Origin of the sequence: Marininema mesophilum, from assembly GCF_900106775.1 — a bacterium.
GTDB lineage: Bacteria > Bacillota > Bacilli > Thermoactinomycetales > DSM-45169 > Marininema > Marininema mesophilum.
The window spans coordinates 116,533-131,588 of the sequence record NZ_FNNQ01000004.1; the positions used below are offsets into that span (position 1 = coordinate 116,533).

Here is a 15,056-nt window from a genome sequence, read left to right on the forward strand (position 1 = left end):
TAGTTTTCTTTAACACGCTATCTTGTATGATATACCTTCTCCCTGTCCATACTGACGAATATTGGAAGGGGGGAGGGCAACCATGTCTTGGTGGCTCATCCTAGGCATTATTGTAGCAGTTTTCCTCTGTATAATTCCTTTCACTTCCGTACGAATCCGTCTAGTATATCGTCGACAAGGGGAGGATGATTCTTTATCCGTACATATCGGATGGTTATGGGGGTTGGTTCGCTATCGCTGGCAAGCTTCCCAGGTCGAGTGGAACGAGGAAGGAATTCAGGTGAGGGAAAATGCAAAAAGTAATCTTCCTACTAAGGGGAAGAGATTTCGTGAACGAATTAATTTCGCTTCAATAAAAAGAGCTCAACAAACCTGGCGTCTTATTCAAGAGAATATTGTTCATCTATCTGATATTATTAGAAAATTTATTGGTCATATCGTGTGTGAAAAATTGGTTTGGACTTCAAAATTAGGGACAGGGGATGCTGCGGAGACCGGTGTGATTACCGGACTCGCCTGGGGGATAAAATCGAGCCTTGTCGGTATTATCGGTTCGTATATGCAATGGAAAAAAGATCCTTATCTTGATGTATGCCCATCATTCACCGAGGAACGTCTGGAAACGGATTTAGAGTGCATCGTCCGTTTTAAAGTCGGGCACGCTATTCGTACTGGTGTGCAGCTATTTCTTCGCATGGACAAAGGGGGTGAAGGGAAATGGCGGAACACCCTATCCAAGGCTTAATGACCACAGCGATGGAAAATATTAAAGAAATGGTGGATGTGAATACGATCATCGGGGATGCGGTTGAGGCTCCAGATGGTAGCATCATTATTCCTGTTTCCCGTGTGGGCTTTGGTTTTGCAGCTGGCGGTAGTGAATTTGGCGGCAAGAAGAGTGATGGAGAGGGGAAAAATGGGGGATCTGGTTCAGGAAAAGGTGGACAGGAACAGGGTAAAGAAAATCCCCTGCCCTTTGGCGGAGGAAGTGGGGGTGGTGTCTCCATCACACCCATTGGATTTCTCGTTGTAAGTGATCGTGGTATCCGGATGCTTAATGTAGAAGGATCGAATAATTTGTACGATCGGTTAATCGAATTGGCCCCCAACCTGGTAGAAAAAGTACAGGGTATGATGAATGGCGGAAACAAAAAAGGCCGCTCCTATTCAGGCCCAGAATCCCATTTAGACTGATAAAAAAAGACCATCTCTTTAAAGGAGACGGTCTTTTTTTAATGGTTTTCATAACCCTGTCCCATCTGCATATAAATGGGATTAAACAAGCCTGAAGGTGGGAAAGTGATGCGATACCCAGCCATCCTAACAGCGGCCATTCTTGCGCTCCTCTTTTGTACGTCTGGAGCTCAAGCGGTGAGAGGAGAGTTGCCACCAGAACTTTCTAGCGAACTAAGTGCCCATGCTGCAGCAGTGATCGATGTTAACAGTAACCGAATTTTATTTGAAAAAGAGGCGCAAAAACGGATGCGAATCGCTAGTTTGACCAAGATCATGACGGCGATTGTGGCTATTGAAAATGCAGATGTGGATAAGAAGGTGACGGTTGGGCCTGGTGCTGTTGGTGTGGAAGGGTCGTCGATCTATTTGAAGCAGGGGGATCAGGTGCCGCTTCGTACATTGCTCTATGGTCTTTTGCTCCGCTCAGGAAATGATGCGGCGGTAGCGATTGCTCAACATGTAGGAGGATCGCTTGAAGGGTTTGCTTACATGATGAATGAAAAAGCAGCGTATCTCGGCTTGAAGGGAACGCACTTTGAAAACCCCCACGGATTAGATAGCGATGAGCATTACTCCACAGCGGAGGATATGGCACGATTAACAGCCTATGCATTAAAAAACCCCATCTTTAAAAAGGTTGTCTCAACCCAGGTGAAAAAGGTGCCCTGGCCAGGTGAAGATTGGCAACGCCGATGGAAAAACAAAAATAAAATGCTACGCCTTTATCCTGGAGCAGACGGTGTGAAAACAGGCTACACCAAATTATCTAAACGGACCCTTGTTTCCTCAGCGACAAGGGAAGGTCGTCAGATTGTTACCGTTACTTTGGATGCCTCTGATGACTGGAATGATTCCATGAACCTTTTAGACTATGGGTTTAATCAGTATCATGCTGCCGAATTGATTAGCAAAGGGCAAAAAATAGCCCCTCTTAGCAAATGGAGGCGGTCTGGGTTAGCGATGATTGCAGAAAAACCCTTCACCTACCCCTTAACAGAGGAAGAAAAGGGGACAGCTGAGGTGAAGCCGATGTTGACATATCCCGTTTCGAAGATAAAGAAAGAAGGTATGCGGATTGGTATTGGTCGGATCTATCTAAAGGGTAAGTTAATCGGTAGTGTCCCCTTAATCAGTGGTGTGCCAAAGGAAGAGACCTCATTAAGTGATTGGATACAGGTCATTGCTGAGGTCTTAGGTAGGAGTGGGGGATAGAATGGTTAATTACATCTGGTTGTTTATGATCCTTAGTGGTGTGGTAGCAGGTGCGATGCAAGGAGAGCTTGATCTTGTTACGATGGCTGCATTGAAGGGAGCAAAGGAGGGAGTGGCGGTTTGTATCGGCTTGATCAGTATTCTCGTCTTTTGGCTCGGGATGATGCGGATTGCTGAGGATGCAGGGTTACTAAAAAAATTGGCCAGGCTCCTTGACCCTTTTGTTCGTTTCCTATTCCCAGGCGTTCCAAAGGGGCATCCGGCTATGGGTTATATTCTCTCTAACATGAGTGCTAACCTTTTCGGGCTGGGGAATGCGGCCACTCCGATGGGATTAAAAGCGATGGAGGAATTACAAAAGCTTAATCCTGATCCTAAAAAGGCAACGCCTGCGATGTGTACCCTCCTGGCGATCAATACATCCAGTCTGACGCTAATACCGACTACGATTATTGGGATGCGAATGGAACATGGTTCAGTAAACCCGACGGATATTATCGGCACGACGATATTTGCCACTGTGTGCTCTACCCTTGTGGCCATTTTGTTGGATCGGTGGTTTCGTCGGCGATTCGAAGCATCGACTGGATCTGATGCTAAGTAGGTAAAATCCCTCCTGGGGAGAAGGGGGTTGTCGCATGCTAGAGATTGTGTCCCAGATCTCCCAATGGATGATTCCAGCTATCCTTGCGTTTATTCCGCTCTATGCGGCTACCCGCCGAGTCCCCGTTTATGAGAGTTTTATCGATGGGGCAAAAGAGGGATTCCCTACAGCGATTCAAATCATTCCTCATCTTGTAGGAATGATGGTGGCTGTTTCAATTTTTCGAGAGACTGGAGCCCTTCAATTTTATCTAGGTCTTTTTAAACCGTTTCTCTCTATGGTACATTTTCCAGAGGAAGTTTTCCCCCTCGGTTTGATGCGTCCGATTACAGGGGCGGGAGCTCTGGCCTATGTAGAAAGCATCTTTCGTACCTATGGTCCAGATTCCTTTCTCGGACGATTAGCTGGGACGATGCAAGGAAGTACGGATACGACGCTCTATGTGTTAACGGTCTACTTTGGGGCGGTGGGTATCCGGCGCTCAAGGTATGCATTGAAGGTAGGGTTGCTTGCAGACTTCGCTGGATTAATCGCCTCTTGGTTGATCGTCAGCCTCCTCTTTGGCACGTGATTAGACAGCCAAAAATCCTAATCAATGGAGTTTGGCTGTCTTTGGCGTGCTTTTTCGTGTTCTTTTTGTGACACGGAGACAGATTTGCTTGTGAAGGGTCACCTAGATGGATAAGATGTGAATGAGGTGACAAAATGGAACGATTACAAAAAGTAATGGCTACAGCGGGAATTGCCTCTCGCCGAAAAAGTGAAGATTTGATTCGCGAGGGTAAGGTGAAAGTGAACGGCAAGACGGTTACAGAACTAGGGACGCAAGTGGATCCATCCTCCGATTGGATTGAAGTGAATGGGCGGCCGATAAAAAAAGAAAATAAACGCTACTTCCTTTTCCACAAGCCTAGAGGGGTGATCACGAGCTTATCCGATGAACGGGGACGTAAATCCGTTGCCGATTTTTTAAAGAAGATACCTGAGCGGGTTTATCCTGTAGGGCGTCTGGATTACGACTCAGAGGGTCTCTTACTCTTAACTAATGACGGAGAGTTGGCCAATCGCCTGACTCATCCTCGTTTTGAAGTGGGAAAAACCTATAGAGCGACGGTTCAGGGTTCACCCAATGAAAAAACCGTGCAACGATTAGCCAATGGAGTCCGCTTAGAAGAGGGTTGGACAGCACCTGCAGAAGTTCGAGTCGTTACGGTGAAAAATGAAAGTAAGGATGCAGTATTGGAGATGACCATCCATGAAGGTCGTAACCGGCAAATCCGTCGGATGTGTGAAGCAGTGGGCCATCCTGTGAAACGGCTCGTCCGTACGAAAGTCGCTTTTCTGGAGCTAGAAGGTCTAGCACGTGGACAGTACCGAGTTCTGACGAAGCAAGAAATTACTCATCTAAAGGAATTAGTAAAGCTCTGATCTTTCAAACAATAGTCATAAGAAGCTTTTAGAGCCCTTGTCTGTGAGCGTTATAATAGATAAATGGTCGATTATTGCTCCGGCAAAAGATGTAGATGCCGAGTGGGGGGGTGGCGAGATGGAAAATACCAAGTGTGAATGCGGACATAGTAACCCTGTTGGTACCACATTGTGTGAGTACTGTGGTAAACCCTTGGAAGAGGAAAATGCCTCGGATCAACCCCTGGAGATGCGTTACGATGGGAAAGCTCGGCGATCTCAAACGAAGAAAACCACCTGGGTGGATCATGTGTGGAACTTCTTTTCTTCAGTAAAAATCGCTGTTTGGTTGATTGTAATCACGTTGGTGATTTCAGCCCTCGGAACGATCTTTCCCCAGGAACGTGTGATTCCTAGTGGGAACCCAGATGTCTACTATAAACAGAAATATGGTACACTAGGGGATCTTTATTACAATGTAGGTTTGTCTGATGTATTTAACTCTCCACTTTTTATGATTTTGTTGGCAATGATCGGAATCTCTTTGGTCGTTTGTAGTCTGGATCGAGTAGTTCCTCTATACAAAGCGCTTAACAATCAGAAAATCGTTAAAAGCCCTGTGTTTCTTACTCGTCAACGGGTGAGTCGCACTCAACCCATCCCTGAAGAAATGGATAAGGGGGAGCTTTTGAAAGCGCTATCCAAAGCGCTACGGAAAAAACGGTACTACATACGGCAAGAAGGGAGTTCTCTCCTTGCTGAAAAGGGACGGATTAGTCGTTGGGGTCCCTATATCAACCATATTGGCCTTATCATCTTTCTTGTTGGTATTCTGCTACGGATTGTTATGCCTGGCTGGTATTTAGACGAGTCTGTTTTTGTTCAAGATGGGAAGACAAAAAAGTTACCGGAAGTCGGATACTATATCAAAAATGTAAAAGCAACGATGGAACTATACGATCAGAAAGATTCCCGGGAACAAGCTGAAAATGGGCAACCGGTAGTGAAGAAGTATGAAACAAAGGCGATTCTTTATAAGAAAAACCCCAAAACAGGCAAATTGCAGGAAGTAAAAAAAGGCCCTATTTCTGTCAATCATCCGATGAAAATTGGGGATTTGCTTCTCTATCAAGCTGATTTTGAGGCGAATCAGACCCAGGCGATTCGTTTACAATTAACCGATAAGAAAACGAAGGCCAAGTTGGGGGAATTTCGCATTAATCTCTATAAACCTGCTCCAGAATACACTTTGAAAAATGGAATGAAGGTACGAATTCTCAATTACTTCCCTGATTTCGTCATGGAAGGGAATCGCCCTACTACTAAATCTGAGGTGGCTAACCGTCCTGCTTTTGTCTTTGAAGTGACGGGACCTAAACTGAAAAAACCGGAAAGATCTTGGATGATCGCAGGGACAAATTTGGATGATATCAGCAAAGCCAATCGCTATACGATCGATCTGACACGGTTAGAGACAGCAAATTCAACAGGCCTTATGGTACGGATCGACAAAAGTTTGCCCATTATCTTTACAGGGCTAGGGATCTTTATGGTAGGGCTGTCGATGGGATTCTTTTGGTACCATCGTCGAATCTGGGTTCGTGTGAAGGATGACAACCTTTATGTAGGTGCACATACCAATAAAAATTGGTTCGGGCTACGAAGGGAGCTGGAGCAGGCCTGTCAAGTAACCGGTCTTTCGCTCTCCTTCTCTCCTGATCAGAGACGGGAGGAATGATGATGGAACAAGCAATGGAGTATGCTCTCCTTGCCGCGTTTTTTTTCTATCTATTTTCAACGATTGCCTATGTAATGGCTGTAACTGGAAAAGCATCCCGTGTAGGAAAGGATGTGCATACACAGCGCTGGAGCCGGCGAGGCTTGGTCTTAGCTATTATCGGTGGTACGTTACATATTCTTTTTACGGTGATTCGGATTGCGATTAGTGGGCATTTTCCTACAAGCAACATGTTTGAATTTACTGCGTTTCTCTGCTTGTCCATTGTGGCCGCTTATATCGTGATTTACTTTATTTATCGAATTACTGTCCTCGGTGCCTTTGTGATGCCACTGGCGGTAATCATGTTGGCCTATGCTTCTGTTTTCCCTACAGAGGTGAAGCCGCTGATACCTGCTCTACAAAGTTATTGGCTCGGTATCCATGTCACAACGGTGGCCATTGGTGAGGGAGCGCTTGCGGTGGGGTTTGTGGCAGGTCTGATTTACCTAATCTGTTGGGTAGGTCAAGGAAATCGAACGCATACCCGAACTGCGGCTTTTCTTGAGGGTGTGCTTGTTCTACTCCTGATGCTGGTTGGTTTTGTTGTGATGTCGGGGATTTTTAGTGGGTTAGGTTATCAGGCTTCCTTTCAACATTCTGTCGATGAAAAGCCTGTTGTAGAAGAATATTCGATGCTCCCGATAGTTAGTCCCCATGATAGTAAAGTGAGCAAAGTAGATTCTTTCGCTGGACTGGAGAAGCCACTCTTTGAGGCTCCCTCTTGGTTAAAGGGAGAGAAGGCTGCTGGTAAGCTGAACACGGTTATCTGGTCAGTCATCTCCGGCTTGATCCTATATGGTTTACTCCGGCTTTTCCTGCGCCGCCGTCTATATGAACTGTTATTCCCCCTTGTGAAAAATCTTGATTTAGAGATGGTGGATGAAGTGAGTTATCGTGCCATCGCCATTGGCTATCCCATTTTTACATTAGGTGGATTGATCTTTGCGATGATTTGGGCCCATGAGGCCTGGGGGCGTTTTTGGGGATTTGACCCCAAGGAGAACTGGGCGTTAATCACGTGGTTATTTTATAGTGTCTACCTGCATTTGCGGCTCTCTCGAGGGTGGCATGGATTAAAATCTTCGTGGATGTCTGTCGGTGGATTTGTTGTCATCATGCTAAATCTGATCGCAATCAACTTAGTACTGGCGGGGTTACATTCTTACGCCTGATACAATCATCAAGATTATGGTATGATAGGAACAATCATTTTTTGTGGATGCCAGAGAGGTGAGTCACGTGGTAAAACAGGAGCACATCCTAGTGGTGGATGATGAGGACCGTATTCGCCGCTTGTTACGGATGTATCTCGAGCGCGAAGGATATCGCATCGATGAGGCTGAAGACGGTGAAGAGGCGATGGTCAAGGCACTGGAAACGGATTACGACTTGATTCTACTTGACTTGATGTTACCTGGAGTGGACGGATTGGATGTGGTTCGAGAGCTCCGTAATAAAAAAGCAACCCCGGTGATTATGTTAACCGCTCGGGGAGAAGAAAGTAATCGTGTGGAGGGCTTCGAAGCGGGGACCGATGATTACATCGTAAAACCCTTTAGCCCTCGAGAATTAGTTCATCGAGTAAAAGCTGTACTTCGGCGAGCATCGGCGACCGCTTTTCTTTCAACAGAGACGGAGACGCACAATGTTATTGTCTTTCCTGAGCTAACCATCGACCATGATGCTCATGAGGTGAGAGCAGGGGGGCGGGAAGTGTCATTGACGCCAAAGGAGTACGAACTTCTTCATTACTTGGCAACCTCACCGGATAAAGTTTTTACACGGGAAGAGCTACTCAGAGATGTGTGGAATTATGAGTTTTTCGGCGATCTTCGGACGGTTGATACCCATATTAAACGCCTACGTGAAAAGCTGAATCGTGTCTCTGCTGATGCAGCTTCCATGATCAATACGGTTTGGGGTGTAGGGTACAAGCTCGAGGTGCCTAAAGAGTGATTTTACGCAGTGTCGTCGGAAAACTTTGGCTGACAATCATCGTTTTGGTTACGGCTGTATTGTTGGTGCTATCTCTCTTTTTGACTGAGCAGATCATGGAAACCTATTATCAAGCCGAGCTACATAGCCTTGATCAATTAGCTGTTCAAGTGAAGGAGACCCTCGAAAAATCTTCAAAGGACGATCAAAAGGAGTATCTCCGCTCCGTGCTAAAAGTAGCGGACTTGTATGATACGTATATGATTGTGCTTGGCCCCAATGGCTCTGTAAAGCCGGCAGATGTCTCTCCCAATGTTCCAGATCTCCCCTGGCAGGATATATTAGAGCAAACAGAGATCGATCAAGTGTTTGGTGGTAAAAAGCAAGTCCTGCGTGGACGCGTCATGGTAGGGGAGAAGGGGAAAGCCACCTTCCCCCTTTTTAAAAATGAAATTATGATGGTTGCCTACCCCTTGAAAAATAAACAAGGGAAGGTAAATGGTGCGGTCGTGCTTTACCGTACCCAGGAACAGCTATCTGAGAGTCAAATTAAGAAGCTCATTTTCTACTCTGCCTTAATCGGAATCTTCCTTACAACGATTTTTGCTTTTTTCCTATCTTCTCGGATCACCCAGCCCTTGATCCAGATGAAAAAGGCGGCAGAACGAATGGCTAAGGGTCAGTTTTCCACACGAATCCCTGTCCGTTCCCATGAACGAGATGAAATTGGCGACCTCTCTGTAGCCTTTAACCGAATGGCGGCTCAATTGGAAGAATCGATCCATGCTCTCTCCCAGGAAAAAGAACAACTCGCTAGTATCCTGCGCAGTATGGCCGATGGGGTGATCACTATGAATGCCCAGGGACAGGTGATCGTTACCAATCCCCCAGCAAATCGGTTGTTAGAGGACTGGGATAGTGATAGTGATGAGGGTGAAGAATCATCTAAACGGGGATTGCCCTTCCAGTTAGATGAGATCTTTTTGCAGGTGATTGCAGAGGAGAAGGAACTTTTCGGAGATGTAGCCAAGGATGGTCGCACCTGGGCGGTTGTGATGGCCCCTCTCTATGCACGTGGCGATGTAAGTGGAGCTGTTGCAGTTCTGCGGGATGTGACAGAAGAAAGACGGCTTGATAAACTGCGAACGGACTTTGTGGCCAATGTTTCCCATGAACTACGTACCCCCCTCGCCATGCTCCAGGGATACAGCGAGGCCCTCCTCGATGGCTTTGCTCAGACTCCAGAGGAACAGCGAGAGATTGCAACGGTGATTAACGACGAGTCTTTACGAATGGGACGATTGGTACGAGAACTCTTGGATTTAGCGCGCATGGAAGCAGGACACATACGCCTGGAGACCGCATCAGTAGATGTTACAGAATTGGGCCGACGCATCCTACGTAAATTTCAGGCCATCGCTCGAGAGCAGGAGGTTACCTTAATCGATAAGATTCCGTCCATATTTGCTGAAGTAATATGGGATGAGGATAAAGTGGAGCAGGTATTGACGAATCTCGTAGATAATGCGATTCGCCATACACCGAAAGGTGGGAAGGTTACACTAACAATTAACCGGATCGGTGATAAGGCACAACTGACCGTAAAGGATACTGGAAGTGGAATACCGGAAGAGGACTTACCCTTTGTCTTTGAACGGTTCTATAAAGCAGACAAAGCACGAACCCGTGGTCAATCAGGCGGCACGGGTCTCGGTCTCTCAATTGTTAAACATATTGTAGAAGCCCATGGTGGAACAGTGACAGCGAAGAGTAAACTTGGAGAAGGTACCCGCTTTGTCGTACAATTGCCTCTTACAGGACCGAAAAAAGTGGAGGATTCCTCTATATGATAAAAAGATCTGATCAGAGACAATGATCAGATCTTTTTACTGTTTGCTTAGGTTCGAGGAGAGAGGCTCATTAACTATAACTAAGGGTGGATTTTTTATGGTAGGGACGTGAACCAAGATCAAATTATGAGTGTCAGAATAAACTATAGGAAAATATGATGCATGGATATGAAGGAGAAGTAGTTAATGTTGAACAAACCGAGAAAAATGCCCAAACTGCTTGTTATTTCTGTACCTAAGAGCGGGACACACCTCCTTCTCCAGTTAACGATGGGTATCCCTGGGATGGAAATGCTCCAAAAGTACAACCCATGGTGTTATGAAACGGATCTATCACTCCTGCGAAACATGAAAAGTGGGCAAGTAGCTCTCTCTCACTTCTCGTACTCCTCACGCTATCTACCCCTTTTTAGAAGATTAGGCATCAAACCGATCTTTATTAGTCGAGATCCGCGGGATATAGCCGTCTCATTGACTCATTTTATGATGAAACCAAGTCCCATCTTCGGAGTGAAACAAAATTATCGCCACCACATGTTTAAGTACATGCATCATCTTCCCAACCAAGAACAGCGATTGCTTGCTATTATCCAAGGTGTCCGTCCCACCCGTCCCCAGATCGTGCGCTTTGGCAAATGTGGTTGGCCAAGCCTTACTGAATATACTTCAGCTAACTATCAATGGTTAGGTAAACCGGGAATACACTCGGTAACTTTTGAAGAGATGGTGCGCAACTCCCAATCCCGTACACGCGCTGTGAAGAGGATTGTTGAGTATATTTGGGGAGGAGGAGTGCCACTTCCCTTTTCTAAAGTGGTCATGGCTCGTAGGATGATACAGAACATCAAACCTTCCCAATCTACCACCTTCCGCAACGGACGCATCGGGAACTGGCGTACCGAATTTACCCCCCGCGTGAAGAAAGCTTTTAAAAAAGAGACAGGAGATCTTTTACAACGCCTAGGGTATGAGAAGAATGCTCGGTGGTAGGCTGAGCTAATGGCTGCCTGAAGTGATTTACTGACTAGATGACTATAGGTAGCCTATTAAATTTTTTCAGTATGGTGTGATGGCTCATCAGTTCAGACAGTCAAACAGTCAAACACCTCTACTACAGGGTAGTAACTCATGAAAGGCGGGTCATAATACGTAATGGTGAGGATATTCGTTGGATACCCTTCCAGTTAATTATTGGTGTAGAGGATCTCTATGAAGATTGAAGAAGGTCACAGAGTTAATATCCTGTGGCCTCATTTCATGTCCTCTTCGATAACCAATGAGTTTAACACAAATGTGTTGTGTAAAACTCAGTAAAAAGCAGCCATCCCTTGGTATGACTGGGGTGGCGGTTTTTTTGTTGGGGGAAAATCAACCACCCATTTGACATATTGTACGAAAAAATACGATAGTTAAACAATGAGGATGAGTTAGTTGATAAAATAAGTATTAAGTCAAGATTAGTTACAATTCTAATATTTTCACACCGGAAATCGCTTTTTTACAGAATTGCTGTTGAAAGTAATTGGAGGAGCATCCATGATAAATCTGGTTCGAATGAACGAAGAACAATATAAAAGGTTCTTCGAAGAGACAATCAGAGAGTATGCCGAAGAAAATGCAAAGGAAGGCAGATGGACACCATCAGAATCGATTGAACGAGCGACCAAAGAAACAAATGAACTATTACCTAAAGGGATTCAAACGAATGGACATTTTCTGTGTTCATTGCATCACGAAGTAGTAGGTGCAATAGGCACGGTTTGGTATGCAGTCAAAGAAAACAAGGGCGAGAAATCAGCTTTTATATACAGCATTCAGATATACGAAGAATTTCAAGGTAAGGGATATGGAAAGCAGGCACTTATTGCACTTGAAACTGACCTTGCCTCGATGAATGTAAGTTCAATCGGGTTACATGTTTTCGGGCACAACAAACGTGCGTATCAGTTATATATCAAGATGGGGTATATTCCAACAAGCATTAAGATGAAAAAACATCTCAGAAGCAAGTGAAAACTAACTAGTATCTCGTTTTACTAGAATGATAGAAATTTAGGATGTTATTTATATAAAATACTCAGATAAATGGTATCTAAGACCGAAATCGGGTGAAATTTTAAGGGAAATAATGTATTGTGGGGGACAAAATAAACTGATAAATTGGCCTAGAACCAGCAACTGACGGGCAACTAACTAGTAATTGTTACAAATGTTACAGATGTTACACTTTTTGCGATCAATAATATTCGCGTTTATACTGGGAGCAAGACCCTAGTGGGTACTCTCTCAACCTTATATTTATCGTCGATATTGAAGGAGTAGCGGTTACGACCTCGCTGCTCTATTTTTATGGATTGAAAAGCCCCATCCAATCTCCAATCCTCTTACCTCCGTCGGCTTAGAAAGGCGGAGAGAAGGGCTTTATTTGTGAATCCGAACGAAAAAAACGTTGGCCAACACTTTTCAACATAGCAGCTCTTTGGATCGTTCGTTTTTGAGAAACAACTCAAATAAAAAAGCGACCACTGGCCGCTTGGTCACCGACTTTCCATCAGTTCGTTGGCCACTTTCCAGATGCGTTTCTGGAGAGCTGGACGACCACCCATATGAATCGCGATATCTAACAGCTCATAGTACTTAGAAAGACTGCTTGCTCGAGCTGATCGTACAGCTCCTTATAGTCGATTTTATTTTTCAAGTGGTACCACCACCCGATCATTTGTTCTCATTATACAGGATGCATCCTGCACAGAAGGGCAGTATTTTATAAGAACACCCCCCTTTTCAGAAAAGGGGGGTGTTGAAAGGTCTTTATCTGTGAAAGTCATGCTACCTGTTTTTCGAAATTATTAAATATGGGAGCCTGGTGTCAAGGGGAAATACATTTCATCATCATTATATTGATATTGCTTTTTAGCCAAATCTCCAAGCTCAGAGAAATCTTTCATCAGTTGACTCAAACCAGATCCAGGTATAATGGTATAAGTGGATTTTAACTGATACCCTGCTCCTCTATAGACGGGATATTTATAATCTGGATTATTAACTGCTGGAGAAGTAAAAGACTCAGATGTGGTTTTTTGATCCGTAACTGAAATGTTGTGTTGATAGGTTTCCGTTAGAGAAGAACTTATTTCTTCAGTAGCTTGAGCTACACCTGGCACACCTTCTTGAACAGAAAATTTATATCCAACTGTGAATGCAAAACTAAACATATCCGAAGTTTGTACACCATGTGTAATATCTTCCTTAAAATTATACGTTACTGCTTTGTCAGCCGTGCTTGTTTTAACTAAGTTAAATTGTGTCTCTCTTTTTAGCTTGGATGTTCCATCAAAAGCTTTACTCCAAGCAAAGGCTGCTCCATATTTTTTTACCATCTCTTCTTCGCCAATAGCTATTCTTACAGCATTTAAAGGAGAAGGATGTAATTTGAGCGTCTCAGGATCATAGAGTCCCATTTCTACGTTTCCATCGGGTTTTTTCTCCAAATAATATTTACCAGTTATTGTACCGTCCTTGTCTGAATTAATAGAACCTTCACCATCAAAGTATAGGATATTTCCAATCTCCGCCGATTCGGTTGTCGTATTTCCTTTTTGCGGTGCAGGCGCATAGGGATCTGCTGATAATGTAGGGTAATTAGCCGCATACTCACTAGTACCATCTTCAGCTGACATAGGTATTTTACTATCACTTTTTTGTTTATTACTATCACTATATACCGGTGTTTTCTTACCGTCTTTTACTAGATACCCTTGAATATACTTTTCGGGTAATTTCCCCTTACCATCTTGTGCAGCAAAGGCTTTTGAGCTCGCTCCGGCACTCACACTAGCAGCAAGCAGTAAAGCCAGCGCACCAGTAAACACTTTTCTTTTTACATTTTGCACGATCATCTCTCCCTTTATTTTTTTGTCCTCCCTCTCTCTATATAAAATAAATTTAATAGATTACGGCATAATTTTCAATCTGTAATTAATGGTATTCTAGTAATTATATTCGTTTTATCCCAAAAGAGTAATATTCACCCTTCAATACCAAAAAAAGAAGGCCTTGATAAGGCCCCAATTAAAGTTGGAGTACCATTTACAGTGTACACCATGCAAGTAGTAAAATTTGTATCTGTTTTGAGGAACATATGCGAAACAACTTAAACAAGAGACCCTTCCTGAGAGACCGACCGGTCCCAAAGTGTTTGCTTGAATAAGGCAACAATCCCTTATGTACCAAGGGTTGGCGGCCTTTTTGCATAGAAAATGTATTGGAAATCAATAGGTTACGTAACAGAGTGTGTCGATCACAAACGTCCGAAAACCTTGATATAACTGGGATTACATTGGTTTTAACGGCAAGGTTACGTAGCCGCCGTTATGTAACGTTATATACGTACCCACACACAAAAAAACGGACTGTATGCCTTATACAGTCCGTTAAAGCAATCAAATGAGTTTATTACCTAAGTGGTCCTTTAGAGTGCCACATTAAGTTACTATATGCTATTGGTAAAAAAAAGCTTGGGTGCGTTGCTAGCAACGATGAAACAAAAAAGTGGATCCTCACTCGCACAAAAACGGGACTGCATAGAGTTTGCAGTCCCGTTTTCGAGAATATATGTGGCTACCGGACACCTTATTCTTTACACCCTACACGTTGCTCAGAATCTACGTATGTTCGTTTAGCAATAATAGTTAATTTCAGTAATGATTTCATTCGCCGTCCTTTTAGCGTCTCCCCACCAATTTTGGGATTCATATTCAAGTCGATCCCGAACTATGTAAGGATAGTCGGACGGTTCTGTGATCCCCGCTGAGTAAAGAAGATCTTTTGCATCTTGGACTGAATTGGAACATTTACCCCATTTACTCTTAGCTACTAGGGGTGATTTCGTCATATGATCATTGGTAGGAGTACTGGCCTCACTCACTCCGCTCCCTAGTAGCGAAAAGCCAAGTAATAACGTGAACATCATCGTGATCTTTCGAAGGTTTAACCCATTCATGTTATTGCCTCCTCAATTATTTTGATCTTA

The 15,056-nt window shown here is 44.2% G+C and carries 14 protein-coding genes; 12 read left to right on the plus strand and 2 right to left on the minus strand.

Annotation, left to right across the window (positions count from 1 at the left end):
* The first annotated feature begins 82 nt into the window (after positions 1-82).
* The 12 genes from BLV90_RS05400 (at position 83) to BLV90_RS05455 (ending at position 12,037) form a co-directional block, all read left to right on the plus strand.
* Positions 83-745, plus strand: coding sequence for a DUF2953 domain-containing protein (locus tag BLV90_RS05400; protein ID WP_091737416.1), 663 nt, complete (start codon positions 83-85; stop codon positions 743-745).
* On the plus strand, positions 718-1,194 hold the full coding sequence (gene ytfJ, locus BLV90_RS05405) for a GerW family sporulation protein (RefSeq protein ID WP_091737419.1): 477 nt from the start codon (positions 718-720) through the stop codon (positions 1,192-1,194). The genes BLV90_RS05400 and ytfJ overlap by 28 nt, the downstream gene beginning before the upstream one ends.
* 108 nt (positions 1,195-1,302) lie before the next feature.
* Positions 1,303-2,448: a D-alanyl-D-alanine carboxypeptidase family protein gene (locus tag BLV90_RS05410; RefSeq protein WP_091737422.1), complete on the plus strand. Its 1,146-nt coding sequence runs from the start codon at positions 1,303-1,305 to the stop codon at positions 2,446-2,448.
* Between the two features lies 1 nt (position 2,449).
* Positions 2,450-3,052 carry a nucleoside recognition domain-containing protein gene (locus BLV90_RS05415; protein ID WP_091737425.1) on the plus strand — a complete coding sequence of 201 codons (603 nt, stop codon included), beginning with the start codon at positions 2,450-2,452 and terminating at the stop codon, positions 3,050-3,052.
* Between the two features lie 34 nt (positions 3,053-3,086).
* A complete protein-coding gene (locus BLV90_RS05420) occupies positions 3,087-3,623 on the plus strand; it encodes a spore maturation protein (protein ID WP_091737428.1) in 537 nt (178 codons plus the stop codon).
* Between the two features lie 134 nt (positions 3,624-3,757).
* Positions 3,758-4,480 carry a pseudouridine synthase gene (locus tag BLV90_RS05425; RefSeq protein WP_091737430.1) on the plus strand — a complete coding sequence of 241 codons (723 nt, stop codon included), beginning with the start codon at positions 3,758-3,760 and terminating at the stop codon, positions 4,478-4,480.
* 118 nt (positions 4,481-4,598) lie between these two features.
* Positions 4,599-6,197 carry a cytochrome c biogenesis protein ResB gene (resB, locus tag BLV90_RS05430; RefSeq protein WP_091737432.1) on the plus strand — a complete coding sequence of 533 codons (1,599 nt, stop codon included), beginning with the start codon at positions 4,599-4,601 and terminating at the stop codon, positions 6,195-6,197.
* On the plus strand, positions 6,194-7,411 hold the full coding sequence (gene ccsA / locus BLV90_RS05435) for a cytochrome c biogenesis protein CcsA (RefSeq protein ID WP_091737436.1): 1,218 nt from the start codon (positions 6,194-6,196) through the stop codon (positions 7,409-7,411). Before resB ends, ccsA begins: the two co-directional genes overlap by 4 nt.
* A 58-nt stretch (positions 7,412-7,469) precedes the next feature.
* Positions 7,470-8,195 carry a response regulator transcription factor gene (locus BLV90_RS05440; RefSeq protein WP_091737440.1) on the plus strand — a complete coding sequence of 242 codons (726 nt, stop codon included), beginning with the start codon at positions 7,470-7,472 and terminating at the stop codon, positions 8,193-8,195.
* Complete coding sequence (locus BLV90_RS05445; protein WP_091737444.1) at positions 8,192-10,024, plus strand: ATP-binding protein; 1,833 nt, start codon at positions 8,192-8,194, stop codon at positions 10,022-10,024. Before BLV90_RS05440 ends, BLV90_RS05445 begins: the two co-directional genes overlap by 4 nt.
* 186 nt (positions 10,025-10,210) lie before the next feature.
* Entirely contained in the window at positions 10,211-11,014 is an 804-nt protein-coding gene (locus BLV90_RS05450) for a sulfotransferase domain-containing protein (RefSeq protein ID WP_091737450.1), read from the plus strand.
* Between the two features lie 546 nt (positions 11,015-11,560).
* Positions 11,561-12,037 carry a GNAT family N-acetyltransferase gene (locus BLV90_RS05455; protein WP_091737457.1) on the plus strand — a complete coding sequence of 159 codons (477 nt, stop codon included), beginning with the start codon at positions 11,561-11,563 and terminating at the stop codon, positions 12,035-12,037.
* A gap of 836 nt (positions 12,038-12,873) precedes the next feature.
* Here the strand turns inward: BLV90_RS05455 and BLV90_RS05460 are convergent.
* Both BLV90_RS05460 and BLV90_RS05465 read right to left on the minus strand, forming a co-directional pair.
* Complete coding sequence (locus BLV90_RS05460) at positions 12,874-13,917, minus strand: hypothetical protein (RefSeq protein ID WP_091737463.1); 1,044 nt, start codon at positions 13,915-13,917, stop codon at positions 12,874-12,876.
* A gap of 785 nt (positions 13,918-14,702) precedes the next feature.
* Positions 14,703-15,026, minus strand: coding sequence for a hypothetical protein (locus tag BLV90_RS05465; RefSeq protein ID WP_091737469.1), 324 nt, complete (start codon positions 15,024-15,026; stop codon positions 14,703-14,705).
* Between the last annotated feature and the right edge of the window lie 30 nt (positions 15,027-15,056).